Source organism: Roseobacter sp. OBYS 0001 (assembly GCF_019654895.1).
GTDB lineage: Bacteria > Pseudomonadota > Alphaproteobacteria > Rhodobacterales > Rhodobacteraceae > Roseobacter > Roseobacter litoralis.
In genome coordinates this window covers 145964-170427 of the sequence record NZ_BPES01000004.1, presented here as the reverse complement: position 1 = coordinate 170427, position 24464 = coordinate 145964, and the positions used below count along the sequence as shown (strand labels likewise).

Below are 24464 nucleotides of genomic sequence, written 5' to 3'. Positions count from 1 at the left end.
GCAAGCATGACTGCGCCCGTTGTTACTCGTTTCGCGCCCTCCCCGACTGGTTTTTTACACATTGGCGGGGCGCGCACGGCCCTGTTCAATTGGCTCTATGCACGCGGCAGGGGTGGGAAGTTTCTGCTGCGCATTGAGGATACCGACCGCGCCCGCTCAACGCCCGAGGCCACGCAGGCCATTCTGGACGGGATGGCATGGCTTGGTCTGGACCATGATGGTGAAATTGTGAGCCAATTCGACAACGCGGAACGCCATGCCGCCGTGGCCATGGACCTGCTGGCTGCGGGCAAAGCGTATAAATGCTTTGCCACGCAAGAGGAAATCAGCGCCTTTCGGGAAGCGGCGCGCGCCGAAGGCCGTAGTACGCTCTATCGCTCGCCCTGGCGGGACGTCGCGCCGGACGAGCATCCGGATGCACCCTATGTGGTCCGGATCAAAGCACCGCAGGAGGGTGAAACCATCATCCATGATCAGGTGCAGGGGGATGTTAACATCCGCAATGACCAATTGGACGACATGGTGCTGTTGCGATCCGACGGCACGCCTGTCTACATGCTGGCGGTCGTTGTCGATGATCATGATATGGGCGTGACGCATGTGATCCGCGGCGATGATCACCTCAATAATGCAGCGCGGCAGATGATGATCTACAATGCCCTTGGCTGGGATGTACCGGTCTGGGCGCATATCCCGCTGATCCACGGCCCGGATGGCAAGAAACTGTCCAAGCGGCACGGCGCACTTGGTGCGCAGGAATATCAGGTCATGGGCTACCCTGCCGCCGGCATGCGCAATTATTTGGCGCGATTGGGGTGGAGTCACGGAGACGATGAGTTTTTCACAGATGCGCAGGCCAAGGAATGGTTTGACCTCAGCGGAATCGGTAAAAGCCCCGCACGATTTGACACCAAAAAGCTCGAAAACCTGTGTGGGCAGCACATCGCCTGCGCGGATGATGCCGCGCTGCGGCAAGAAGCGGAGGCTTTCCGGGTCGTCTCCGGCCAGCCCGCACTGACCGCGTCACAATCACACATGTTTGAAACGGCCATGTACTGCGTCAAAGAACGCGCGAAGACCTTTCCAGAACTCTTTGAAAAAGCTCACTTTGCTTTGACTGAACGCCCGATAACACCAGATGAGAAAGCGGCGAAATCGCTGGATGATGTATTCCGTGGTATACTGAGGGAATTGACGCCGCAGTTGCAAAATGCTAGCTGGGACCGAGAAAATCTAGAGGCGACTTTAAACGCGTTTGCTCACAGCAAGGATACCAAGTTCGGTAAACTCGCCGGTCCTTTGCGCGCTGCCCTGGCCGGGAAATCTGTTACGCCTTCTGTATTTGATATGATGCTGGTTTTGGGTCCGGAAGAGACCTGCGCACGGCTGAACGATGCTGCTGATTGACGGCCCCTGCGGTACAATTTCAGAAGCGCATAGAAGCGCCTGATCCTAAGGCATCAGGCACCGGGGCGCAGAGTGCGACCTGCAATGATGAATGGAAGGACCACCTATGGCCGAAAGCACAAAATCAGCGACACTGACCATCGATGGCAAAGAAATCGAACTGCCCATCTATAGCCCAACCGCCGGGCCGGACGTCATCGATATTGGCAAGCTCTATGCGCAGGCAGGCGTTTTCACGTATGATCCGGGGTTCACGTCGACCGCAAGCTGTGACAGCACGATCACCTTTATCGACGGGGGCAAGGGCGAGTTGTTGCACCGCGGCTATCCGATTGATCAACTGGCGGGCAAGTCGCACTATCTTGAGGTCTGTTATCTGCTGCTCTACGGCGAACTGCCGTCTGCCGCTGAACTGGAGAAGTTCGAAGGGCTGATCACGCATCACACGATGCTGCACGAGCAGATGCAGAACTTCTTTCGAGGGTTCCGCCGCGACGCGCATCCAATGGCCATCATGGTCGGCGTGGTGGGCGCGATGTCTGCCTTCTATCATGACAGCACCGATATTTCCGACGCAGACCAGCGCGAGATCGCCAGCCACCGTCTGATTGCCAAAATGCCGACGATTGCGTCATGGGCTTACAAGTATTCCATCGGGCAACCCTTTATCTATCCGCGCAATGATCTTGATTACGCATCGAACTTCCTGCGTATGTGTTTCGCGGTACCTGCGGAGGATTATGAGGTTAATCCGATCCTGAGCCGTGCCATGGACCGTATCTTTACGCTCCATGCGGATCATGAGCAGAACGCCTCGACCTCTACGGTCCGGCTGGCCTCCTCCTCTGGTGCCAATCCCTTCGCCTGTATCGCCGCCGGGATTGCTTGCCTTTGGGGGCCTGCACATGGCGGGGCCAACCAAGCCTGTCTGGAGATGCTCAAGGAGATCGGCACACCGGACCGCATCCCGGAGTTCATCGCGCGGGCTAAGGACAAAAACGACCCCTACCGCCTGATGGGTTTTGGCCACCGCGTGTACAAAAACCACGATCCACGCGCCACGGTGATGAAGCAAAGCGCCGATGAAGTGCTGGAATTGCTCGGCGTTGAGAACAACCCCGTGCTGCAGGTCGCCAAAGAATTGGAAGCGGCAGCACTGGCCGATCCGTATTTCTCCGACAAGAAGCTCTTCCCGAATGTTGATTTCTACTCGGGCATCATTCTGGAGGCGATGGGTTTCCCCACGTCAATGTTCACGCCAATCTTTGCCGTGGCGCGGACAGTAGGCTGGATTTCTCAGTGGAAAGAACAGCTTAGCGATCCACAGCACAAGATCGGTCGCCCGCGCCAGCTCTATCTTGGTGAAGTGACCCGCGATTACTCCGATATCGAAACGCGCTGACGGTTTCGAAGCCAACGAAAGAAAACGGGCTGGAACGTGATGCGTTCCAGCCCGTTTTCTATCAACCGACGGGCGAATCGCAGCCTGTACTATTCGTTAAAAGCCCATGCAAATTAACTTAACTGTTCACGCCAACAGCCGTTGAATATGGCACTTTTGTGGTATTGTTTCGACACTTGTCACAATGTTTCCATAAAATTGACGCCACCCCTCTGACGCCTCTATCTTGTCGGCACTGAGCGCGCATGCGCACGGACGAGAGCAGTAGAAAAATCGCGAAGGAAACGTGGTGGGAATACAAAGATGCCGCGATCAGGTTTACACATCAGCAGAGCAGCAAGCACGCCACCTCCACTTTAATCTGACGCCCCCGCCCGGGCCTGAAGGCGCTGTCATCGAGACAGGGCGCGGCGCAGATCATGGCCAGATTGCCGTTTACTACGATCATGTCGACAAGCCGCCAGAAATTACGATTTCGCGCAGCACATGGCCTGTGCAGACGGTATTGGCAGACGGCGTTGCCGTGGCGATCGTGGCGGGTGCAAACGAACCCGAACTACACAAGGAAGACGTTGTTCTGATTGCGCGCTATACCGCGCCGCGCTGACGCCGTTAGCGCCCCTCGAAACGCGCGGCGCGTTTCTCGGTAAACGCCAAAACACCTTCCTTGAAGTCCCGCGATTTTCCGCAGGCGCCCTGTTGGCGCGCCTCCAACGTCAGTTGGTCCTCGAAGCCATTGTCCCAGCTGCCGCGCAAAACCGACTTGATGGCCGCATAGGTTGCGGTTGGTCCTTCAGCCAGATGCGTTGCACGCGCTTTCCAATGGGCATCGAACTGATCGTCCGCCACAGCCTCCCAGATCATGCCCCATTCATCGGCCTGTCGCGCTGTGATCCGGTCGGCAAAAAGCGCGGCCCCCATCGCCTTTGCGGCCCCCATGGTGCGCGGCAAAGTATAGGTTCCGCCCGCATCCGGGATCAGACCGATACGCGAAAATGCCTGCATGAAAAACGCGCTTTCCGTTGCAATCACTACGTCCGCGGCAAGGGCGAGGTTTGCGCCTGCACCTGCTGCTGCGCCGTTGACCGCTGCAATGGTTGGCACGGGGCATCCGACAATCGCGCGTATCAGAGGGGCGTATTCATCGCGCAACGTCCGTTCAAGATCAAGGTTGGCGGCACCCGGTCTGTCCCCAAGGTCTTGCCCGGAACAAAACGCTGAGCCGGCACCTGTCAGCACCACGACCCGCGCCGTTCGACCCGCTTGCGTGATGGCGTAAGTCAGCTCCGCCCGCATCTGTGTGGTGAGGGCGTTCATCTTTTCCGGCCGGTTCAGAGTGATCACAGCCACCCCGTCGTCCAGCGCATAGGTCAGCGTTTGGTATTCCATGAAACTTCCTTCACTTCGCATGTGGTCCGACTTTATAGCGTTTGACCATATGCGAAAGTGAAACGAAACGTCATTCTTTCAGGATTTCCTTGAGGCGGGCGGCCTCATCAACACTTAAAGCGTCTTCTTGCGGTGCACGCGCAGAATCCCGGCCCCGCAGATAGAAAAAACCAACAGTCATCGCCAGCAGCAGCATGAACGGCCCCGCCGCCCACAGCATCCAGTTCGAACCGCCGATGGTCGGTTTAAGCAGCACGAATTCACCGTAGCGCGCGACCACGAAGTCGACGACTTCCGCGTCGCTATCCCCTTCCACCAGCCTGTCGCGGACCAACAGACGCAAATCACGCGCGATATTCGCGTGGCTTTCATCGATGCTCTCGTTTTGACAGACCGGGCAGCGCAAGCCTTTGGAGATCTCGCGCGCGCGCTCTTCCATAACCGGATCAGCCAGTATTTCGTCTGGCTGCACTGCAAGCAGCGAACCGGGCAAAAGCAGAAGTATGATCAGAAAAACCCGGATCATTCTGCGGCTACCGGTAGCGCGGATGACTTGTTGCGCGCGCCTGCGGCGACGCGGAACCGACGGTCAGACAGGCTGAGCAACCCGCCAAGCGCCATCAAGCCACTGCCAATCCATATCCAGTTGGTGAGCGGTTTGACATAGGTTCGTACTGCCCAGCCCCCGTTCGCCTGCTCATCACCGATGACCACGTACACATCACGGATGAGGTCATAATCAATCGCAGCCTCGGTCGTCGGCATTTGTGCCACCGGATAAATGCGCTTTTCCGGTTTCAGTTGTGCAATTTCGCGGCCATCCTGCGCCAGCGTGATATAGCCGGTGGTAGACAGGAAATTCGGCCCCTCGTAATTGCTGACCTTATCCAGCGTGATGGTATAGCGGCCGACCTCATAGGGTTCGCCAAACTGCGCAACCCGGATGTCTTCGTATTGCCAGGCCATGATCCCACAGACGCCCATCATCGTGATACCGACGCCGGCATGGGCAACCATCTTGCCCCAGTCTGCCCGCGGCAGTCGCCAGATTCGCGCCCACCGCTCCGGACCCCGGCCCGCACGTTGGATGAAATCGATGATCGTGCCCATCACGATCCAGGCCGCGAGGAAGAGGCCAATCGGCCCAAGAAGGCTGCGACCAGATTGCATCGCATAGGCCAGACCACCAATCGCCAACGCGAGGACGAACACATAGCGCAGCGGTTTCAGAGCGCGCGCGATATGCGCCCGCTTCCAAGGCATGGCTGACCCGATGGGCAGCAGAATGCCAAGGACAAGCATGAAGGGCGAAAAGGCCATGTTGAAGAACGGCGGCCCCACGCTGAGCTTGCGGTCAAAGAACATCTCGGCCACGAGCGGCCACATGGTGCCGACGAAAACGACAAAGCACGACACAGCCAGCAACAGGTTGTTCGCAACCAGCGCGCTTTCACGGCTGACGACACCAAAGACGCCCCGCGCCTCCATCGCGCCTGCCCGGAAAGCAAAGAGGATCAACGCGCCGCCCATAAAAAAGCCCATGATCATCAGGATAAACACACCACGTTCCGGGTCATTCGCGAAGGCATGCACCGAGGTCAAAAGACCCGAGCGGACAATGAATGTACCAATCAGTGAAAAACCAAAGGCGAGAATGGCCAGCAGTATGGTCCAACTTTTGAGGCTTTCGCGCTTTTCCACCACGATGGCAGAGTGCAGCAAGGCAGCAGCCAGCAACCACGGCATGAAGGATGCATTTTCCACCGGGTCCCAGAACCAGAAACCGCCCCAACCCAATTCGTAATAGGCCCACCAAGAACCGAGAGCGATACCAATTGTCAGGAACACCCAGGCCGCCAGCGTCCAGGGACGCACCCAACGGCCCCAAGCTGCATCGACACGCCCTTCAATCAGGGCGGCGACCGCGAAGCTGAACGCCATGCTAAGGCCAACGTAGCCCAGATAGAGAAACGGCGGATGGAAGGCCAATCCCGGGTCCTGAAGGAGCGGGTTGAGATCCTGGCCGTCAAAGGGCGGCACGGCAAGGCGCGTGAACGGGTTCGACGTAAAGATGATAAACGCAAAGAAAGCGACACCAATCGCGGCCTGCACACTCAGCACGCGGGCTTTCAGCGTCGGCGGCAGGTTGCCACCAAACCAAGCCGCCATCGCGCCAAACAGCGCAACAATCAGCACCCAGAGCAACATGGACCCTTCGTGGTTGCCCCATGTGCCGCTTATTTTGTAAAGCATTGGTTTGGCCGAATGGCTGTTCAGCGTCACCAACTGCAGACTGAAGTCCGACACGATAAATGCCCACATCAGAGCACCAAATGAAAACGCCGTCAGCAAAAACTGAGCGTTTGCCGCAGGTTCCGCAACGGCCATCCAGGATGGCCATCGTTTATGGGCACCAATCAAAGGAATGACCGTTTGTACGATGGCAACCATGAAGGCGAGGATGAGGGCGAAGTGTCCGAGTTCTGTAATCATACCCAGACTATAAGCCGCCGGGAGCGTTCATCCAACGATAATCGGATGGTTTAAGTGATCACTTTGTCGCGGGGGTTGCGCTGGTGCTCTGCCAGTCTTCAAGGGCTGCATTGCTGTCGGGCTGAAGCGCCACGGCCTTCAACCGCACATCCCCTGCGGTATCTGCCGTCCCGGGTGTCGTGGCCCGCAAGCTCCGCAACATGCCGATATTTTCGACGACTTTCGGGGCAAGGGCCACGCTTTTGGCGATGGATTGCTGGAATTGTTGGCTTTTGACTTGATGCCGCGCGCCAAAGTAAAAAGACACGATCACCCCGAGCAACCACCACAAAGGCTCTGGCACCAGAGCAATGCCCTGCATGCGCGCCGCGAACCAGATCGGATCAACCATCGCCGCGAGGAACAGCCCAAGCGTTCCCAGCGCCAGTGCAGGGCGTGGCACGCGGTTCACGCCATCCATGACACGATTAAAGGCGGAGTCTTTCGCACTTTCAAACTCACGTCCGTATTGGCCCAACGCCTCAATACGCAGTTCCTGAGCACGGGCGGCGTCTTCTTCGGCATTCGCCCTGAAGACTTCAACAGTTTCCTTTACGACGTTACGCTCATTGCCAAAAACGATGCTGAGTAATCCTCCGATCAAGCCCATGCTGCGACCCTTTCCTTAAACTGTTGATCTGTCAGGTGATACCGCGCCGAGATGAACTCTTCCGCGCGTTTGATCCAACCGCCTTTGCCACCTGCCCGTGTCTTTGCGAATTTGCGGCTCGCAGACCGGCGGTCACCGATGCGGAAATAGTAATTACGGCGCGCAATACCGTAGGCATCCACCAAATGATCCGGCGCATTCGCAAATGCGGCCTGCGCGGCCCCTATGCTCTTGGGCCCCAATGCGCCATCGACGACCAGATCGTGGCCCATATCGCGCAGCAAACGCTGCAGAATTTTCACCGCATTAGACCCGGCATTCACATACATGTCGAAAACGGTGGCATGCATCGGCTGCGGCAACATCGCGATCAGTGGTTTTTGAAAATAGTGTTTTTCAAAGATATCAATCGCCTGATCGACGGTTAGCGCCCGCACGTCGGCTTCGGTAACGGACCCATCGTGATCAAGATCAAGCCCGAGCCTGCGCATTGTGTGAATGGTAACGCCAAAGTTCGTTGCCCCTCCGGGATCGTCGGGGTCATTTACGAACCCGCCTTCTCGCCGCACGATTTCCTTTGCGATCTCACGAACTGTTTGCATCTTGCTACCTTTGCCCCGGATTTCTCCACGCAAAGATCAAAGCTATTGATTAAAATCGTTTAACCACAGCGTACGCAATCAACCCTCAGTACCTTTGTAGACACCCTGTTGTTTCAGCATGTCGACGACCTCAGCAGGCATGTAGGTTTCATCATGTTTCGCAAGTATTTCAGATGCTTCGAAGACGCCGTTGATGTAACTTCCCGTGCCGACCATACCTTGGTTCTCTTCAAACAGATCAGGCAACACACCGGTGTAAGTGACCGGGACAACACCGTTGCCATCTGTCACGCTAAAGCGGATCGTTTTACCTTGCCCGCGCACGATTGAACCCTCTTCAACCAAACCGCCAATCCGAAACACTTCGGAGGGCGCGGGTGGTTCGGCCAATATCTGCGTTGGTGCGCGAAAAAAGTTGATCCCGTCGCGCATTGCATACCCGATCAGCGCCGTCGACAAGACAAGCGCGACGGTCGCGAGCGCTATGACTTGAATGCGTCTTTGCTTCTTTAGGTTTTTCATATCCGCCTCACGGAAACAACGGTGCCATCATCAGCCCCTCGGTCTCCTCAATATTTAACATCAGGTTCGCATTTTGCAACGCCTGACCGCTTGAGCCCTTGGTCAGGTTGTCCAGCGCCGCCACCACCAGCGCACGGTCCGGCTGCCTGTCCGCAACAACGCCGATATGGCAGAAATTTGAACCCCTTACGTGCCGCGTACTTGGCGTTTGACCGAGGGGCAATACATCGACAAACGGCTCGTTTGCGTAGGCTTGCGACAATGTGTCGTGGATCTGAGCCGCGTCACCTCGCAGATATCCGGTTCCAAGAATGCCCCGGTTGGCCGGGATGAGATGCGGTGTAAACTGGACCTGAACCGGCCGTCCCGCGATCTGTGAAAACTCCTGATCAAACTCACCGAGGTGCCGGTGCGTGCTGCCCGTTGCATAGGCGTGGTAGCCTTCGGACAGCTCTGCGTGCAGCAGGTTCTCTTTGAGGCTGCGCCCCGCCCCGGAAACCGCGCACTTCAAATCCAGAATGATATTGTCCAGATCAATGACACCTGCGGCAATCAAGGGGCGCAGCATATATTGACCCGTCGCCGCGTTGCACCCGGTGCCTGCAACCAGCCGCGCGGTTTTTATGTCATCGCGATAGAATTCCGTCAGCCCATAGACCGCCTCGGCTTGTTGCGTCAGTGCTGAATGTTTGTTGCCGTACCACTTTTCGTAGTCATCCGGATCGCGCAGCCGAAAATCCGCGCTGAGGTCGACGACTTTAAGGTCCGGGGGCAATGCCGCAATTACGCTTTGGCTGGTCTTGTGCGGCAAGGCGCAAAAACACAAATCGATGTTTGCAAAGTCAATCTGATCTATTTGCAAAAGCGTTGGCAGGTCCAGATGACGCAAGTGCGGAAACACCTGCGCGACTGATTGGCCCGCTTTCGAAAAAGCTCCCAATGCAGTAATTTTTAGCGAAGAATGCCCCGCAATCAAGCGGATCAGTTCGGCGCCTGTATAACCAGAGGCACCAAGAATAGCGATGGAGTAAGTCATGTTTATAGTCCGTCAATAAAGAGTGTCAGATCAGGCGGCTGAAAACTCGATACGTCGTCGCAAAAACTGCGTGGCCCGGTCGCTGACACGGCCCGGGTCCCCGGTCGTCAAAAACACAGGGCTGCCCGTCCCGTGCATCTTGGGGTGCCGTTCGAGGTAGTCGGCCAAACTATCCGCCACCAGATTGGCCTGGCTGAACACGCGCACGTTTTCGCCCAAGGCTTTCTGAAATATGTCCTGCATCAGAGGATAATGCGTGCAGCCCAGAATTGCCGCGTCAGGTGTCGGCATTTTCCTCTGCAATGCGTCCACATGGCTGCGCACCAGCGCCTCGGCGAGCATCATGTCACCGTCCTCAATCGCATCCACAACACCGCCGCAGGCCTGCGCCTCAACATCGACACCAATCGCACGGAACGCGAGCTCGCGCTGAAACGCCCGGCTGGCCACGGTTGCTGGCGTCGCGAACAGCGCAACATGTTTCACGCCGACCTCTCGTGGCGGCGAATTATCCCCCCACTGCCGTTCCGTCATGGCTTCAATCAAGGGCACAAAGACACCGAGAACACGCTTGTCGTCCGGCACCCATGACTCCTGCATCCTGCGCAATGCCGCCGCCGAGGCTGTATTGCAGGCGAGGATCACCAGATTGCAGCCCGTATCAAACAGACGCGCGACCGACCGACAGGTCAGATCGTAAATGTCATCCGCCGTGCGCACGCCATAGGGCGCATGCGCACTGTCAGCCAGATAGGCAAAGGACACATCCGGTAGCCGTGTCTGGACCGCATCAAGAACGGTTAGTCCACCGAGCCCACTATCAAAAATTCCAACCGACATCTGCGTTGCGCCTTTTTGGGCACCTCATCCAACGCGGTGCCGATCTTCAAATTCATACCCCAGATCAAAGCTCTTTGCTGGATCCGGTGACAGCTCATACGTCGCTTTTCGCAAGAAATCCATCATCGCTTTGCTGTCTTTTGCCAAAGGGGCCAGAATTTCCGGACCAATTGGCTTGCCGATTGACATGCGAACCGGGGTATCGACCCTCTTTCCGAACTCGTTGATCAGCAAGCCCATGCGCAGCGTCACATGCATATGACTGGCAATCTGAAACAACCGACTTGTGTGCCCGTCAAAGTAGATCGGCAGCACCGAGGCCCCGGATTTCGCGATCATTCTGGCCGTAAAGCCACGCCAGCCGGGGTCCATGGGCTTAGAAAACGGCTTGACCGCAGTGCTGACCGTACCCCCTGGAAAGACACCGATTGCGCCGCCCTGCGACAGATAGTGCAGGGATTGCTTGCGCGTGGCGATGTTGAGCATGCGGGCTTCTTTGGTGTCATCAAAGCTGATCGGCAGCACGATGCGGTTAATATCTTCGGCTTTTCGAAAAACGGAGTTTGCAAGGATTCGGAAATCACCGCGGGTCTGTTCAAGAATGTGCCCCATCATCAGACCATCCAGAATTCCGTAGGGATGATTGGCAATCACAACGAGCGGCCCCTCATGTGGGATCAGATCCAGATGCCCTTTCACCAGATCCAATGTCAGGCCATAACGCGCGGCCATCACACTAAAAAAATCTTTTCCAGCAGCCACTTCATTCTCATACCCGCGCGCGCGTTTGATGAGGCGCAAACGCCCCGTGGAGTTCTCCATCAAACGGATCACCGCACGGCCACCTTTGGTTTCAGCGCTATGCGCATAACTGATATCTCGGGTTATGTTGCGGCGCAGCGCACCCATCCTAGTCTCCAAACAATTCGGGGCCGAAATTAAACACTAGTATTCCCAAATTTTTATGACAATGGGTTAACGATTATTCTGCCGCATCAGCAACAGCAGGACCACCCGCCCGGATGACCGACAAAAGCTCTTCGCGCCGTTTCGCCGCCTTCGCTTCGTTGGTCGCTTTTACCGGCCCGAACCCTTTGATTTGAGCAGGCAATCCCGCCAATGAAACGACCGCATCACGTGTCGCTTGCGTAACCAGCGGGAGAACCTCCGCCATGTCGGCCTCATATTGTTTGATCAGCGCGCGCTCCATACGACGTTCAGCGGTGTATCCAAAAGGATCAAACGGAGTTCTGCGTAAGAACTTCAACTTGGCCAGCAACCGCAATGGGGTTTCGAGCCGGGGGCCAAATTCCCGCTTTTGTGGCCGCCCGTCTGGCCCGGTCTTTGACATCAGCGGTGGCGCGAGATTGAAACTGAGCTTGAAATCACCTTCAAACTCAACCTTTGCCTTTTCCCGGCTTGTGATCAAAAGCCGTGCGACTTCGTATTCATCCTTGTAAGCCAGCACCTTGTGATACCCAGTTAAAGCTGCGTCCTTGATCGCATTGTCATCAATCCTATCCAATAACTTGAGGTAGCGCCACGCAAGACGCCCGTTTTGATAGGCCTTGAGGTGGGCAGCCCGGAACGCGATTTTCTCCGCCTGTGTCTTGGGCAAAGCCACAACGTTGGATGTCGTCAGGGCACGCGCTTGTTCACCATGCAAAACGGCCCACCGTCCCACATCAAACGCACGCAGGTTTTTATCAACTGCGGCACCATTTAGTTCAATCGCCTGTCTCAACGCCGCCTCGCTCAGCGGGACATGCCCTTTTTGCCAAGCGGCCCCCAGCATCATCATGTTGGAAAAAATCGAATCTCCCAACACGACGCGCGCGAGCTCTGAGGCATCGAAAAGATCCAGTCGCGACTGCAGGCGTGCTTCAAGTGCGAGTGTCAACCGCTCGCTGGGCAGTCGAAACTCAGTGTCACGGGTAAAGTCACCAGTGATGATTTCATGGCTGTTCACAACAGCCCCTGTTTTTCCCGCCGAGGTCAGCCCGAGGGTCTTTGCCCCTGCAGATACTACCAGATCACCCCCGATCAGCGCATGCGCTTCACCCGCAGATACGCGGATGGCCTTGATATCGCTCGGCTTATTTGCAAGACGACAGTGGATGTGTACCGCACCGCCCTTTTGGGCAAGGCCTGCCATTTCCATGACACCGGCCCCTTTGCCGTCGATGAAGGCCGCCTGCGCCAGAATCGCACCGATGGTGACGACACCGGTGCCACCGACCCCGGTGATCACGATGTTCCATGTGCTTTCAATCTGCGGCAGGTCCGGTGGCGGCAGGTCTGGCAGATCGAACTGCGCTGTGGGCTCTTTGCGAATGCGCGCCCCTTCAAGGGTCACAAAGGAAGGGCAAAACCCTTTGATGCAGCTGAAATCCTTGTTGCAGGAAGACTGATCAATGGCACGCTTTCGCCCCAGCTCGGTGTCCTTCGGTACGATCGAGACGCAATTTGATTGGATTCCGCAATCGCCGCAGCCTTCGCAAACGTCGGTATTGATGAACAGGCGTTTGTCAGGGTCCGGAAACAGACCCCGTTTACGCCGGCGCCGTTTTTCCGCCGCGCAGGTCTGAATATAGACGATGACGGACACACCAGAGGTCTTTGCAAACCTTTCCTGAACAGTTTGCAAATCCGCGCGCTCATGCAGCTCGACGCCTTTAAAGGACTGCAAATCCACGTCTTCTTTATCATCATAGACAACGGCAAGCGTGTCGACACCCATCGCACGCACCTCCTGCACAATCCGGGAGGCGGTAAGACCACCGTCGTTGCCCTGCCCCCCCGTCATCGCGACAGCATCATTATAGAGTATCTTGTAGGTGATGTTCGTACCCGCACTGACGGCGGCACGGATCGCCTGAATGCCTGAGTGGTTATAGGTCCCATCCCCGATATTCTGAAAGACATGGGTGCGGGTGGAAAACGGCGCTTCGCCAATCCAATTGGCCCCCTCACCGCCCATATGCGTAAAGCCCAGCGTTTCACGGTCCATCCACTGCGCCATGAAATGACAGCCGATACCGGCGTAGGCGCGTGAGCCTTCAGGCACTTTGGTTGATGAATTATGGGGGCATCCGGAACAGAAATAGGGCAAACGCGCCGCGATTTCCTCAGCGTTATCCGCCCGCTGCGCATCTTCCAAGGTGGCAAGACCCGCCGCAATCCCATCGGTGTTGCGCCCCTCATCGAGCAGCAGACCACCCAGTTTCAGCGCAATCTCAATGGGATCAAGCGCCCATTTGGCCGCAAAGAATGGCGCACCATCGCGCGTCCCGCCGACCACCCGCCGCCCGGCACGGTTGTCAAACAACGCCTCCTTGATCTGCACCTCGATCAATTTGCGTTTTTCTTCAATAACGACAATCAGATCAAGCCCGTCTGCCCAAGCCTCAAACCCCTTGATGTCCAAAGGCCATGTTTGCCCGATCTTATAGGTGGTCACCCCAATTCTGTCGGCTTCGGCCGCATCAATGTTGAGCAGGCTCAACGCATGCTCAAGATCCAGCCAGTTCTTGCCAGCTGCAACGAAACCGATTTTGGCACCGGGCTTGCCCCACACCCGCTTGTCCATTTTATTCGCATGCGCGAAGGCTTCAGCGGCATAACGCTTGTAGTCGATCAGGCGGGCTTCCTGTTCGATCCGTTCGTCCACAAGGCGGATGTTCAGGCCGCCATCCGGCATGTCGAAAGCGGGTGTGACGAATTTATAGCGCTCCAGCCCCGTCTCAACGACACTTGTGACTTCGACGGTGTCTTTCATGGTTTTCACACCGACCCACAGGCCCGCAAACCGGCTGAGCGCAAATCCATAAAGCCCGTAGTCCAGTATTTCCTGCACACCCGCAGGGCTGACAATCGGCATATAGGCGTCAACAAGTGCCATTTCTGATTGGTGCAGCACGGTCGAGCTTTCGCCGGTATGATCATCCCCCATGGCCATCAGAACACCGCCGAATTTCGACGTCCCGGCCATATTCGCGTGGCGCATCACATCACCAGAGCGATCGACCCCTGGCCCCTTACCATACCAAAGCCCGAAAACGCCGTCGTACTTGCCCTCACCGCGCAGTTCAGCTTGCTGGCTGCCCCAAAGAGCGGTCGCGGCGAGGTCTTCGTTCAGGCCGGGCTGAAAGGTGATGTCATGGGCGGTGAGCGGTTGCGCCGCGCGCTGCATCTGCATATCGACAGCCCCCAATGGTGACCCTCGATACCCCGTCACAAGCCCCGCCGTGTTGAGACCCTCTGCCCGGTCCCGCGCCTTTTGCATCAACATCAACCGGACAAGCGCTTGGGTGCCATTTAGCAGAACCGGAGACTTCTCCAGATCATAGCGATCGTTGAGCGTTATTTTCTCGGAGCTCATCTGATACCTCCTCAGCGGGCGCGCAGGATCGCACCTTTTCTTCAATAATAGGTCACCTATGCTGACATGCCTAGGAAAATTTACGCGAATTCACGCTTTCCCGATCGCCGCCCCTGTCTTTCGTGCCGAGATAGCGCTACCACACTGACAGTGATCAAGAGAGTAGATATGGATTGGGACAAGCTTAGAATATTTCATGCCGTCGCAGATGCGGGATCGCTGACACATGCCGGTGACAAGTTGAATCTGTCTCAATCCGCGGTCAGCCGTCAGATCCGCGGGCTTGAGGAATCATTGAATGCGACCCTGTTCCACCGGCATGCGCGGGGCCTGATCCTCACCGAACAGGGCGAGTTGTTGTTTGACGCAACGGCCGCCATGACACGGCGCCTTGATACGGCGTCCGCGCGCATTCGCGACAGCGAAGAAGAGGTATTCGGTGAGTTACGCGTGACGACCACCACAGGCTTTGGTACATTATGGCTGGCGCCGCGCCTGCCCAAGCTTTATGAAAAATACCCCGATCTCAAAGTCGATCTGATGCTCGAAGAGCGCGTTTTGGACCTGCCAATGCGCGAGGCGGACGTGGCGATCCGCATGAAGGAACCCAGCCAGGCCGATCTGATCCGCAAGAAACTGATGATGATCCGTATGTGCCTTTACGCCACGCCGGATTATCTGGCTGACTACGCCGCACCACAGACGATCGAAGAGATCAAAGACCACCGCCTGATTTGCCAAAACATCGACAGTGATCAGGTCGGCGCAGGTCGAAGCCTCGTGCAGCATCTCATGACGCAGAACATCCGCTCGATGCTGACGGTGAACAACTATTATGGCGTTTTGCAGGGCGTTTTGCAGAATCTGGGGATCGGCGTCCTACCTGACTATGTGACCGAGGATTTCCCTGACCTCGTGCGGGTGCTGCCTGATCTGAGCTCTGCTGACGTGCCTGTGTTCCTCGCTTATCCGGAAGAGTTGCGCCAATCGCAGCGGGTTTCTGCCTTCAAGGACTTTGTGCAGGATGAAATCATCAGCTATCGTAAAAGACTACGCGCAAATTCCGGCGTCTGACCTGGCGAGACATGCGTCCGGCGCATAGCGGGCATGACGTCATTTGTACACAAACTGCCTTGAATGCGGGCAGCTTGCCTATTAATTCAGAGTTGTGAAGACGGCGCGGCTTGCGCGCACTCTTCACACCTCCCTGTTGGACTTGGCCGAGCCTCGCGCTCGGCCTTTTTTTTGCGCGTTTGTCCACACACTGAACATCGCCTTGGCAGGATCGCCTCTTTCCCCCGCGCGCGCAGGCCTGTAAGAGGACGCCAAGTTTTGCCAGCCGGGGGACAATAAGGCCTATGCAAGAGCCTGCCATCACATCAGACCTGATTGCCAGCCACGGGCTCAGCCCTGACGAATATGATCGCATCCTCGATATCGTAGGACGCACGCCGACCTTCACGGAACTCGGCATTTTTTCGGCCATGTGGAATGAGCATTGTTCGTATAAGTCATCGAAAAAATGGCTGCGCACGCTGCCCACAACCGGCCCTCAGGTCATTTGCGGGCCGGGCGAAAACGCAGGGATCGTCGATATTGGCGACGGTCAGGCCGTGGTCTTCAAGATGGAAAGCCATAATCACCCCAGCTATATTGAGCCCTATCAAGGTGCGGCCACCGGTGTTGGCGGCATCCTGCGCGATGTCTTTACCATGGGCGCGCGCCCGATCGCAGCGATGAACTCGCTCAGTTTCGGCGAAATCAGCCACCCCAAGACACGACAGCTGGTCAACGGTGTGGTTGCGGGCGTGGGCGGATATGGCAATTGCTTTGGCGTTCCGACCGTCGGGGGCGAGGTGCGATTTGATCCGGCCTATAACGGCAACTGCCTTGTGAATGCCTTTGCCGCCGGTTTGGCAGACACGGACAAGATTTTCTATTCCGCCGCCTCGGGCGTCGGCATGCCGGTGGTCTATCTGGGTGCCAAGACGGGTCGGGACGGTGTTGGTGGGGCAACCATGGCCTCCGCCGAATTCGACGATACCATCGAGGAAAAGCGGCCCACGGTGCAGGTCGGTGACCCCTTCACGGAAAAGCGCCTGATGGAAGCCACGCTGGAATTGATGCAGACCGGGGCGGTGATCTCTATTCAGGATATGGGCGCCGCAGGGCTGACCTGTTCCGCGGTCGAAATGGGCGACAAGGGCAATCTGGGCGTACGGCTCGATCTGGAAAAAGTACCGGTGCGCGAAAAGGCGATGACCGCCTATGAAATGATGCTGTCGGAAAGTCAGGAACGCATGCTGATGGTGCTGCGCCCCGAGTTGGAACAGGAAGCCAAAGCCGTCTTCGACAAATGGGATCTTGATTTCGCCATCGTCGGTGAAACTATTGCCGAGGATCGGTTTCTCATCGTCCACAATGGTGAGGTCAAAGCGGACCTGCCGCTCAAGACTCTGGCGGGCACCGCCCCCGAATATGACCGGCCTTGGGTTGCGACACCAGCCGCTGACCCGCTCGGTGATGTGCCGGATGTGGACCCGATTGACGGTCTGCGCGCCTTGATCAGCAGCCCCAATTACGCGGCAAAGGACTGGGTGTTTACCCAATATGACACGATGGTCATGGCTGATACAGTGCGCATTCCCGGCATTGGCGCGGGCATTGTGCGCGTGCATGGCACCGACAAGGCGCTCGCTTTTACATCGGATGTGACGCCGCGCTATGTCAAAGCCAACCCGGTCGAGGGCGGCAAACAGGCTGTGGCCGAAGCCTATCGCAACCTTTCGGCAGTTGGCGCCACGCCCCTTGCGACGACCGACAATATGAATTTCGGCAACCCCGAAAAGCCCGAGATCATGGGCCAGTTCGTCGGCGCGATCAAAGGCATCTCGGCGGCGGTCGAAGCACTGGATATGCCCATCGTGTCGGGCAATGTGTCATTATATAATGAAACCGATGGCACCGCGATCTTGCCCACACCGACCATCGGGGCCGTTGGTCTGATCGCGCACCTCGATGACGTAATCGGTTGCGACGTGCGCGACGGACATGTGGCGCTGGTGCTGGGCGAGACGCACGGCCACCTTGGTCAATCCGCGATCCTGTCCGAAGTCTATAACCGCGCCGAGGGCGACGCCCCGCCGGTGGACCTTGATCAGGAAAAGGCACATGGCGATTTCATCCGGGCAAACCGCGCCTACATTAAGGCCTGCACGGATTTATCCGACGGCGGGTTGGCTTTGGCGGCCTTTGAATTGGCCGAAGGCGCGGGCGTTGGTGTCTGTCTTGACGCTGCTGATACCGCCACACTTTTCGGCGAAGATCAGGGCAGATACCTGATTGCCTGCAATTTCGATCAGGCCGAAGCATTGATGATCGCGGCAAATCAGGCGGGTCTGACCCTGACATCGGTCGGGAAATTCACCGGCCATGCGGTGCGGTTTGGCGCGTCCAGCGCTGCCTTGTCCGAACTATCCGACGTCTATCGCCGGAGTTTTGGCGCGGCACTGGCCTAAAGCGTCATGCGAGAAACTTTAATCACATAAAGCTGCCTGAAATCAAAGATTTCAACGCGTTACATGATGCTAAAAAGTTGCATGTATTTCGTCAGACGCTCTAGACCCCAATTAGGCGCATCAACCTGTCTTTCTCGCCCATGTCATCGGGGCGGGAAATCGCGGCGGCAAGGTCTTCGAGCGAGGCAATCGAGTGACCTGCGCGAAAGCTGTCCACATGGGGCAGCATCGCGGCAATCCCTTGGGCCTTTGGTGCGAACCCTTCCCAGCGCAGCAGCGGGTTGAGCCAGATCAGGCGACGCGATGACAGATGCAGCCGCTCCATCTGTTTTGCCAGCCGATCCGGGCTATCGCGATCCAGACCATCGGTAATCACCAGCACGACCGCGCCCTGCCCCATCACCCGGCGCGACCAGTCGCGGTTAAAGGCCTCAAGGCACCTGCCGATACGCGTGCCGCCTTCCCAATCCTGCGCCTCGGCCCCGGCGGCGGCCAGCGCGGCATCCACATCACGCTGGCGCAGGTGGCGGGTAATATTGGTGAGCCGCGTGCCAAAGGTAAATGCATGCACCTTGGCCCATCCGGCCCCTTTTTCATTCGCAACAGCATGCAGGAAATGCAGCACCATGCGGCTGTATTGGCTCATGGACCCTGAAATATCACAGAGCACCACAAGGTTCGGCCAGCGCGGGCGTGGCCGTTTCAGAGCGATCTTGTGCAGATCACCGCCCTGCCGCATCGACTGGCGCAGCGTACGCGCAGCATCGACCTTTTGGCCCGTCAGGCTCGCCTGCGCACGTCGCGATTTGATCGGTTTGACCGGCAGGCTGAGACGCGCGATCATACGTTTGGCCTCGGCGACTTCGGCAACGCTCATCTGCTCGAAATCAAGCGTGCGCAGCCGTTCCTCGGACGACATGGTGAGGCTTGCGTCAATCTCGATCTCGGTTTCCTCGCCCTCTTCCCCTTGCGACAAATCCGGTGCTTCGGCCCCGTCAAGCAAGGCCTCTGCCGCGCGTTTTTCGGCCGATCTGGCTTTACGGTCCTCCTGCACCCCCCGCACCGCCGGGATCATGTAGGACATCATATGCTCAAGATATCGCGGGTCGCGCCAATAGAGCCGGAAAATCTGCGCGAAAACTGCGCGATGTTCAGGCCGGTTCACGAAACAGGCATGCAGCGTCCAGTAGAAATCGCGCTTCTCGGTAAACCCCGCCGCTTCTACGGCACGGACCGCATCAATCACCCGCCCCGGCCCAATCGGCACCCCGGCACGCCGCAAGGCCCGCGCGAAATGGGTGATGTTGCCTGCGAGTTTCGGTTCGTCAGGCAACTCCAACGGCGCGTATTCAGGCATCTTGCACGCCTATTTTATGGTGCCCGGTGCAATCGGTTTGTACCCGCATCACACCGGCTCCAGCGTCGCCTTGACCTCATCCAGAATGCGTTTGGCTTCAGATCCATGCAGTTTCTGGATGTCATCCTGATATTTGAGGATCGCGCCCAGCGTATCGGCAATCACATCGGGGCTGAGGTTGATGACATCCAGCGCCAACAAGCATTTCGCCCAGTCGATTGTTTCGGCCACACCGGGTTTCTTGAACAAATCCTCCGTGCGCAGCGCCTGCACGAAGGCTACAACTTCACGGCTGAGCGCTGCGGCGGCTTCGGGGGCGCGGGCGCTCAGGATTTCCATCTCGCGCTCGAAATCCGGATAATCCACCCAATGATAGAGACACCGCCGTTTCAAGGCGTCGTGCACCTCCCGCGTGCGGTTGGAGGTCAGGATCACGATGGGCGGTTCCGGCGCCTTGATCGTCCCAAGCTCCGGGATCGTCACCTGAAAATCGCTGAGTGCTTCGAGCAGAAAGGCCTCAAACGGCTCATCGGTACGGTCCAATTCGTCAATCAAGAGCACCGGCGCGCCGTTTTCATCCGGGCGCATCGCCTGCAGCAGCGGTCGCTCAATCAGATACTCGTCGCTGAAAAGCTCCGCCTGAAGTGCGCCGCGCGATGCAGCACCCGTCGCCTCGGCAGTACGGATTGCAACCATCTGTGCCGGGAAGTTCCATTCATACACAGCGCTGGACGCATCCAGCCCCTCATAACACTGCAGGCGGATCAGGCGGCGGTTCAGCCCGGCAGCAAGCGCTTTGGCGATCTCTGTCTTGCCGACCCCCGCTTCGCCTTCCAGAAACAGAGGACGCCCCAGTTTGAGCGCCAGAAATACGACCGTGCCAAGGGCGCGATCACAGACATAACCCTGATCTGCCAGCATTTCCTGAATGGCGTCGATGGTTTTGGGCGTGATCATGCTGGCTCCTGCTGTTGCTGACAGTACACTGCACCCTTCACGCGGAGCGTCAAGCAATCACGCCGGTCTATATCGGGTTTCCGGCGATCTTTTCTGCCTCCTTACCGGCAAGACAGGTTCCAGGTATTCGCCTGCGCCGCCTGGGCGATGCCTTGAAACGCCCCGAAATCAACCACGCCAAGACGAAAGAAAACGCCAGCCTCTGGTGCCTCGCGCGTGCCTATGCTAGCGCAGAAACATGACAAAAACGCTGACAATCCGCCGCCCCGACGACTGGCATCTGCACCTGCGCGATGGCGCGATGCTGCGCGCCGTCCTGCCCGAAACCACCGCGCATTTCGCCCGCGCCATCATCATGCCGAACCTCTTTCCGCCTGTGGTCACCTTTGCGCAGGCGCAAGACTATCATGCGCGCATTCTTGCAGCGCTCCCTGAGGGTGCCGAATTCACGCCGCTGATGGCGCTCTATCTGACGGAAGACACCGATCCTGATGATGTGGCTGCTGCGCACGCCAGCGGGTTGGTCCATGCGGTCAAACTCTACCCTGCGGGGGCCACGACAAATTCAGCCAGCGGTGTGGCGAATTTTGACACGATCCGCGCCGTGCTCGAGCGTATGGCAGAGATCGGACTGCCGCTTTGTGTTCATGGCGAAGTCACCGATGATGACATCGACATATTCGACCGCGAGGCTGTGTTCATCGACCGTGTTCTGGACCCGATCCGGCAGGCGACACCGGGGCTGCGCGTGGTGATGGAACATATCACGACGCGCAATGCGGTGGATTATGCCACGGCGCAGGACGACACGCTCGGCGCGACGATCACGACCCATCATCTGGTGATCAACCGCAACCATATCCTCGCCGGAGGAATCAAACCGCATTACTATTGCCTGCCCGTGGCCAAACGCGAAGAACACAGGCTGGCTTTGCGCGCCGCGGCCACGTCAGGTGACGCGCGGTTTTTCCTCGGTACGGATTCTGCCCCGCATACGGACGCCAACAAGCTGCTGCCCTGCGGCTGCGCCGGGTGCTTCACCGCGACCAACACCATGTCCATCCTCGCGCATGTTTTCGAAGAAGAACAAGCGCTGGAGCGTCTGGAAGGATTTGCGTCCCTGAACGGGCCTGCGTTCTACCGTCTGCCCGTCAACGAAACACGCCTGACCCTGACAAAAACGCCCGCCACATTCCCCAGCCATATCGAAACAGAGGATGGACCAGTGACCGTATTTGACCCCGGATTTGTTCCGAATTGGACGGTGGTGTAATCGTCTCTGCGAAAGCGCCCTGCTCAGCCATCCAAACACGAAAGACAGCGATATGATCCCCTCCGCCTACCCCGATGCGAAAGAAATGGCACGCCTCACGGCCCGCATGCTGCTTGAAATCCACGCGGTACATTTCAACGCGAAAGACCCCTTTACGCTCTCTTCCGGTCTGCCCAGCCCGACGTATATTGATTGTCGCAAACTGATCAGCTTTCCGCGCATCCGCGCCACCTTGATGGATTTCCTGACCGTCACCGTCATGCGCGACGTGGGTTTTGAGGCCTTTGACAACATCGCCGGCGGGGAAACTGCCGGCATTCCCTTTGCAGCACTGGTGGCCGAACGCATGGCCCTGCCCATGACATATGTGCGCAAAAAACCCAAAGGCTATGGCCGCAATGCGCGTATCGAAGGGGCGATGAGCGAAGGCGAACGTGTGCTGCTGGTTGAGGATCTGACCACCGATGGCGGCTCCAAGCTGTCGTTCGTGGACGCGATCCGCGAGACGGGTGCGACCTGCGGGCATACGGCGGTGATTTTCTATTATGATATCTTTCCCGAAACGACGAAAACACTGGGCGATCACGGCGTCGCATTGCATTCACTTTGCACCTGGTGGGACGTGCTCGCCGAAGCAAAGGCACAGGGCGTTTTCGATGACGCAACGCTCAGTGAAGTGGAAAAATTCCTGAGTGATCCTCGTAAGTGGCAAGAAGCAAACAAGAAATAAAATCTTCTCCACATTCAGGTTCACTTCCTGCTCAGGGAATCAAAACCTGCATCAAGATGTTGCGCCAAGATTACATCCTGATACTATATCAGCGGACATAAAGGGTCGTGCACAGGGTCCAGCCCTTGTTATCCCCAGATTTGTCCCGATAGGCGGCAGGGGAATTTTCAACTACATCTGTCACATAAGCGTTACAAAAAACAGCAGCAGCAAATGCCGCGCAGGCAAGGACAGTCATGAACGAGATATCGACCTTCAATCCGACCGGCGTTGATGTGCAATCGCCAGAAACGATGCCGCATTCCATCGAAGCAGAACAACAGCTGTTGGGTGCCGTTCTGACCAACAACGACATTTATGACCGTGTGGCGTCAATCATTGGTCCCAAGCATTTTTACGACCCGGTCCATGCTCGGATTTACGAGATTGCCGCCGCGCGGATTGCCAAGAACAGCCTTGCCTCCCCGGTCACGCTCAAAGCCTTCATGGAAGACGATGAAGGCCTCAAGGAGCTTGGCGGCCCCGCCTATCTGGCGCGACTGGCAGGGGCCGCAATTTCTGCATTTGCGGTCAAGGACTATGCGCAGATGATCTATGATCTGGCCGTGCGGCGCGACCTGATCCAGCTTGGGCGCACGATTTCCGACAAGGCCGCGCATGTGGACGTGGCCTCTGAACCGCGTGAGCAGATTGTCGAAGCGGAACAGGCGCTGTACGCGCTTGCTGAACAAGGACAGTCCGAAAGCGGTTTTCAAAGCTTTCTCAAGGCAGTAACAGATGCAGTTAATGTAGCCAACGCCGCCTATCAACGCGAAGGTGGCATGTCCGGCGTCTCGACCGGCCTGATCGATATGGACAAGAAACTCGGTGGATTGCATCGGTCGGATTTGCTTATCCTCGCAGGCCGCCCGTCAATGGGGAAAACCTCTCTGGCCACAAATATCGCGTTCAACATTGCCAAGGCCTACAAACGCGGCGCGCTCCCTGATGGCAGTGAAGGTGCCGTCGATGGTGGCGTTGTCGGGTTTTACTCCCTTGAGATGAGCGCTGAGCAACTCGCCGCACGGATATTGTCAGAAGCCTCCGAAGTGCCCTCGGAACAGATCAGACGCGGCGACATGACAGAAACCGAATTCAGACGCTTTGTGGATGCGGCGAAATCGCTTGAGGCCTGCCCTCTTTACATTGATGACACGCCCGCACTGCCCATCGCGCAGCTTGCCGCCCGCGCCCGGCGGCTCAAGCGGACCCATGGGCTTGATGTCTTGATGGTGGATTATCTGCAGCTGGTGCGCGGAACGGGGAAATCTGAAAACCGCGTCAATGAAATCTCAGAAATCACCATGGGCCTCAAGGCCATCGCCAAAGAGCTGGATATCCCGGTCGTTGCGCTGTCGCAGCTGTCGCGTCAGGTTGAAAACCGCGAAGACAAACGCCCCCAGCTCAGCGATTTGCGAGAATCAGGGTCCATCGAACAGGATGCGGATGTTGTGATGTTCGTGTTCCGCGAAGAGTATTACAAAGAACGCGAAAAACCCGGCGATCATGACCTTGAGGCCATGGCAAAATGGCAAGAAGAGATGGAACGTCTGCATGGCCGCGCCGAAGTGGTCATCGGCAAGCAGCGACATGGACCCATCGGAACAGTTGAGCTTAGCTTTGAGGGGCGTTTCACGCGCTTTGGCAATCTGGTTCAGCCATGGCAACAAGGCAGCGACCGCGAGTTTTAGGCGCGGTTCCCCATCTGCGGGCGGACACGATGGCCGTATCTGCGCGCTATCCCGCCCACGCAGCAGGTCAATTCTGCCTGTCGCATTTGTCCGACGCTGTGCCCGAACAGCACATCCGGCCCTGTTAGCCAGCCCCGAGCGCGATGGACGCAGAGCCATCAGAAGCCATGCATTCGTT

The 24464-nt window shown here is 57.4% G+C and carries 20 protein-coding genes; 8 read left to right on the top strand and 12 right to left on the bottom strand.

What is annotated here, in order from left to right; translation table 11 throughout:
* Nucleotides 1-6: 6 nt before the first annotated feature.
* The 3 genes from gltX to K5Q35_RS10725 all read left to right on the top strand — a co-directional run bounded on the left by gltX (nucleotide 7) and on the right by K5Q35_RS10725 (nucleotide 3416).
* The gene (gene gltX, locus K5Q35_RS10735) at nucleotides 7-1407 is read left to right on the top strand and encodes a glutamate--tRNA ligase (RefSeq protein WP_220799558.1); all 1401 of its coding nucleotides are present in this window, start codon (nucleotides 7-9) and stop codon (nucleotides 1405-1407) included.
* Between the two features lie 106 nt (nucleotides 1408-1513).
* A complete protein-coding gene (gene gltA / locus K5Q35_RS10730; protein ID WP_013962330.1) occupies nucleotides 1514-2809 on the top strand; it encodes a citrate synthase in 1296 nt (431 codons plus the stop codon).
* A gap of 289 nt (nucleotides 2810-3098) precedes the next feature.
* Nucleotides 3099-3416 (top strand): hypothetical protein, encoded by a 318-nt coding sequence (locus K5Q35_RS10725; RefSeq protein ID WP_220799557.1) that lies wholly within the window; start codon nucleotides 3099-3101, stop codon nucleotides 3414-3416.
* 5 nt (nucleotides 3417-3421) lie between these two features.
* On the opposite strand, the gene K5Q35_RS10720 is transcribed toward K5Q35_RS10725, so the two are convergent.
* The 10 genes from K5Q35_RS10720 to K5Q35_RS10675 all read right to left on the bottom strand — a co-directional run bounded on the left by K5Q35_RS10720 (nucleotide 3422) and on the right by K5Q35_RS10675 (nucleotide 14721).
* Nucleotides 3422-4198, bottom strand: coding sequence for an enoyl-CoA hydratase-related protein (locus K5Q35_RS10720; protein WP_220799556.1), 777 nt, complete (start codon nucleotides 4196-4198; stop codon nucleotides 3422-3424).
* Between the two features lie 70 nt (nucleotides 4199-4268).
* A complete protein-coding gene (locus tag K5Q35_RS10715; RefSeq protein ID WP_220799555.1) occupies nucleotides 4269-4724 on the bottom strand; it encodes a cytochrome c-type biogenesis protein in 456 nt (151 codons plus the stop codon).
* A complete protein-coding gene (locus K5Q35_RS10710) occupies nucleotides 4721-6691 on the bottom strand; it encodes a heme lyase CcmF/NrfE family subunit (protein ID WP_220799554.1) in 1971 nt (656 codons plus the stop codon). Before K5Q35_RS10710 ends, K5Q35_RS10715 begins: the two co-directional genes overlap by 4 nt.
* Before the next feature lie 58 nt (nucleotides 6692-6749).
* On the bottom strand, nucleotides 6750-7340 hold the full coding sequence (locus K5Q35_RS10705) for a holin family protein (RefSeq protein ID WP_013962335.1): 591 nt from the start codon (nucleotides 7338-7340) through the stop codon (nucleotides 6750-6752).
* Complete coding sequence (locus K5Q35_RS10700; protein ID WP_013962336.1) at nucleotides 7331-7942, bottom strand: holin-associated N-acetylmuramidase; 612 nt, start codon at nucleotides 7940-7942, stop codon at nucleotides 7331-7333. Before K5Q35_RS10700 ends, K5Q35_RS10705 begins: the two co-directional genes overlap by 10 nt.
* A 78-nt stretch (nucleotides 7943-8020) precedes the next feature.
* Nucleotides 8021-8464, bottom strand: coding sequence for a cytochrome c maturation protein CcmE (gene ccmE / locus K5Q35_RS10695; protein WP_220799553.1), 444 nt, complete (start codon nucleotides 8462-8464; stop codon nucleotides 8021-8023).
* A gap of 7 nt (nucleotides 8465-8471) precedes the next feature.
* Nucleotides 8472-9500, bottom strand: a complete 1029-nt coding sequence (argC, locus tag K5Q35_RS10690) for an N-acetyl-gamma-glutamyl-phosphate reductase (protein WP_013962338.1) — start codon at nucleotides 9498-9500, stop codon at nucleotides 8472-8474.
* 30 nt (nucleotides 9501-9530) lie between these two features.
* Nucleotides 9531-10340 carry a glutamate racemase gene (locus K5Q35_RS10685; RefSeq protein WP_013962339.1) on the bottom strand — a complete coding sequence of 270 codons (810 nt, stop codon included), beginning with the start codon at nucleotides 10338-10340 and terminating at the stop codon, nucleotides 9531-9533.
* A 24-nt stretch (nucleotides 10341-10364) separates the two neighbouring features.
* Nucleotides 10365-11249 carry a lysophospholipid acyltransferase family protein gene (locus tag K5Q35_RS10680; protein WP_220799552.1) on the bottom strand — a complete coding sequence of 295 codons (885 nt, stop codon included), beginning with the start codon at nucleotides 11247-11249 and terminating at the stop codon, nucleotides 10365-10367.
* 73 nt (nucleotides 11250-11322) lie between these two features.
* Nucleotides 11323-14721: an indolepyruvate ferredoxin oxidoreductase family protein gene (locus K5Q35_RS10675; RefSeq protein WP_220799551.1), complete on the bottom strand. Its 3399-nt coding sequence runs from the start codon at nucleotides 14719-14721 to the stop codon at nucleotides 11323-11325.
* Nucleotides 14722-14889: 168 nt separating this feature from the next.
* On the opposite strand from K5Q35_RS10675, the gene K5Q35_RS10670 reads away from it, so the two are divergent.
* Entirely contained in the window at nucleotides 14890-15795 is a 906-nt protein-coding gene (locus tag K5Q35_RS10670; protein ID WP_220799550.1) for a LysR family transcriptional regulator, read from the top strand.
* Nucleotides 15796-16079: 284 nt separating this feature from the next.
* Complete coding sequence (purL, locus tag K5Q35_RS10665) at nucleotides 16080-18239, top strand: phosphoribosylformylglycinamidine synthase subunit PurL (protein WP_220799549.1); 2160 nt, start codon at nucleotides 16080-16082, stop codon at nucleotides 18237-18239.
* Nucleotides 18240-18339: 100 nt separating this feature from the next.
* Here the strand turns inward: purL and K5Q35_RS10660 are convergent, their stop codons facing one another.
* Both K5Q35_RS10660 and K5Q35_RS10655 read right to left on the bottom strand, forming a co-directional pair.
* Entirely contained in the window at nucleotides 18340-19596 is a 1257-nt protein-coding gene (locus tag K5Q35_RS10660) for a VWA domain-containing protein (RefSeq protein WP_220799548.1), read from the bottom strand.
* Nucleotides 19597-19644: 48 nt separating this feature from the next.
* On the bottom strand, nucleotides 19645-20553 hold the full coding sequence (locus K5Q35_RS10655; RefSeq protein ID WP_220799547.1) for a MoxR family ATPase: 909 nt from the start codon (nucleotides 20551-20553) through the stop codon (nucleotides 19645-19647).
* Between the two features lie 238 nt (nucleotides 20554-20791).
* Between K5Q35_RS10655 and pyrC the strand changes: the two genes are divergently transcribed.
* The 3 genes from pyrC to K5Q35_RS10640 all read left to right on the top strand — a co-directional run bounded on the left by pyrC (nucleotide 20792) and on the right by K5Q35_RS10640 (nucleotide 24286).
* Nucleotides 20792-21826 carry a dihydroorotase gene (gene pyrC, locus K5Q35_RS10650; protein WP_220799546.1) on the top strand — a complete coding sequence of 345 codons (1035 nt, stop codon included), beginning with the start codon at nucleotides 20792-20794 and terminating at the stop codon, nucleotides 21824-21826.
* 52 nt (nucleotides 21827-21878) lie between these two features.
* A complete protein-coding gene (locus K5Q35_RS10645) occupies nucleotides 21879-22556 on the top strand; it encodes an orotate phosphoribosyltransferase (RefSeq protein ID WP_013962348.1) in 678 nt (225 codons plus the stop codon).
* A gap of 236 nt (nucleotides 22557-22792) precedes the next feature.
* Nucleotides 22793-24286, top strand: coding sequence for a replicative DNA helicase (locus tag K5Q35_RS10640; protein WP_013962349.1), 1494 nt, complete (start codon nucleotides 22793-22795; stop codon nucleotides 24284-24286).
* The last annotated feature ends 178 nt before the right edge of the window (nucleotides 24287-24464 follow it).

Bases quoted from the DNA above. Each gene is read 5' to 3' on its own strand.
- gltX (WP_220799558.1), top strand. From the start codon at position 7: ATGACTGCGCCCGTTGTTACTCGTTTCGCGCCCTCCCCGACTGGTTTT.
- gltA (WP_013962330.1), top strand. From the start codon at position 1,514: ATGGCCGAAAGCACAAAATCAGCGACACTGACCATCGATGGCAAAGAA.
- K5Q35_RS10720 (WP_220799556.1), bottom strand. From the start codon at position 4,198: ATGGAATACCAAACGCTGACCTATGCGCTGGACGACGGGGTGGCTGTG.
- K5Q35_RS10715 (WP_220799555.1), bottom strand. From the start codon at position 4,724: ATGATCCGGGTTTTTCTGATCATACTTCTGCTTTTGCCCGGTTCGCTG.
- K5Q35_RS10710 (WP_220799554.1), bottom strand. From the start codon at position 6,691: ATGATTACAGAACTCGGACACTTCGCCCTCATCCTCGCCTTCATGGTT.
- K5Q35_RS10705 (WP_013962335.1), bottom strand. From the start codon at position 7,340: ATGGGCTTGATCGGAGGATTACTCAGCATCGTTTTTGGCAATGAGCGT.
- K5Q35_RS10700 (WP_013962336.1), bottom strand. From the start codon at position 7,942: ATGCAAACAGTTCGTGAGATCGCAAAGGAAATCGTGCGGCGAGAAGGC.
- ccmE (WP_220799553.1), bottom strand. From the start codon at position 8,464: ATGAAAAACCTAAAGAAGCAAAGACGCATTCAAGTCATAGCGCTCGCG.
- argC (WP_013962338.1), bottom strand. From the start codon at position 9,500: ATGACTTACTCCATCGCTATTCTTGGTGCCTCTGGTTATACAGGCGCC.
- K5Q35_RS10685 (WP_013962339.1), bottom strand. From the start codon at position 10,340: ATGTCGGTTGGAATTTTTGATAGTGGGCTCGGTGGACTAACCGTTCTT.
- K5Q35_RS10680 (WP_220799552.1), bottom strand. From the start codon at position 11,249: ATGGGTGCGCTGCGCCGCAACATAACCCGAGATATCAGTTATGCGCAT.
- K5Q35_RS10675 (WP_220799551.1), bottom strand. From the start codon at position 14,721: ATGAGCTCCGAGAAAATAACGCTCAACGATCGCTATGATCTGGAGAAG.
- K5Q35_RS10670 (WP_220799550.1), top strand. From the start codon at position 14,890: ATGGATTGGGACAAGCTTAGAATATTTCATGCCGTCGCAGATGCGGGA.
- purL (WP_220799549.1), top strand. From the start codon at position 16,080: ATGCAAGAGCCTGCCATCACATCAGACCTGATTGCCAGCCACGGGCTC.
- K5Q35_RS10660 (WP_220799548.1), bottom strand. From the start codon at position 19,596: ATGCCTGAATACGCGCCGTTGGAGTTGCCTGACGAACCGAAACTCGCA.
- K5Q35_RS10655 (WP_220799547.1), bottom strand. From the start codon at position 20,553: ATGATCACGCCCAAAACCATCGACGCCATTCAGGAAATGCTGGCAGAT.
- pyrC (WP_220799546.1), top strand. From the start codon at position 20,792: ATGACAAAAACGCTGACAATCCGCCGCCCCGACGACTGGCATCTGCAC.
- K5Q35_RS10645 (WP_013962348.1), top strand. From the start codon at position 21,879: ATGATCCCCTCCGCCTACCCCGATGCGAAAGAAATGGCACGCCTCACG.
- K5Q35_RS10640 (WP_013962349.1), top strand. From the start codon at position 22,793: ATGAACGAGATATCGACCTTCAATCCGACCGGCGTTGATGTGCAATCG.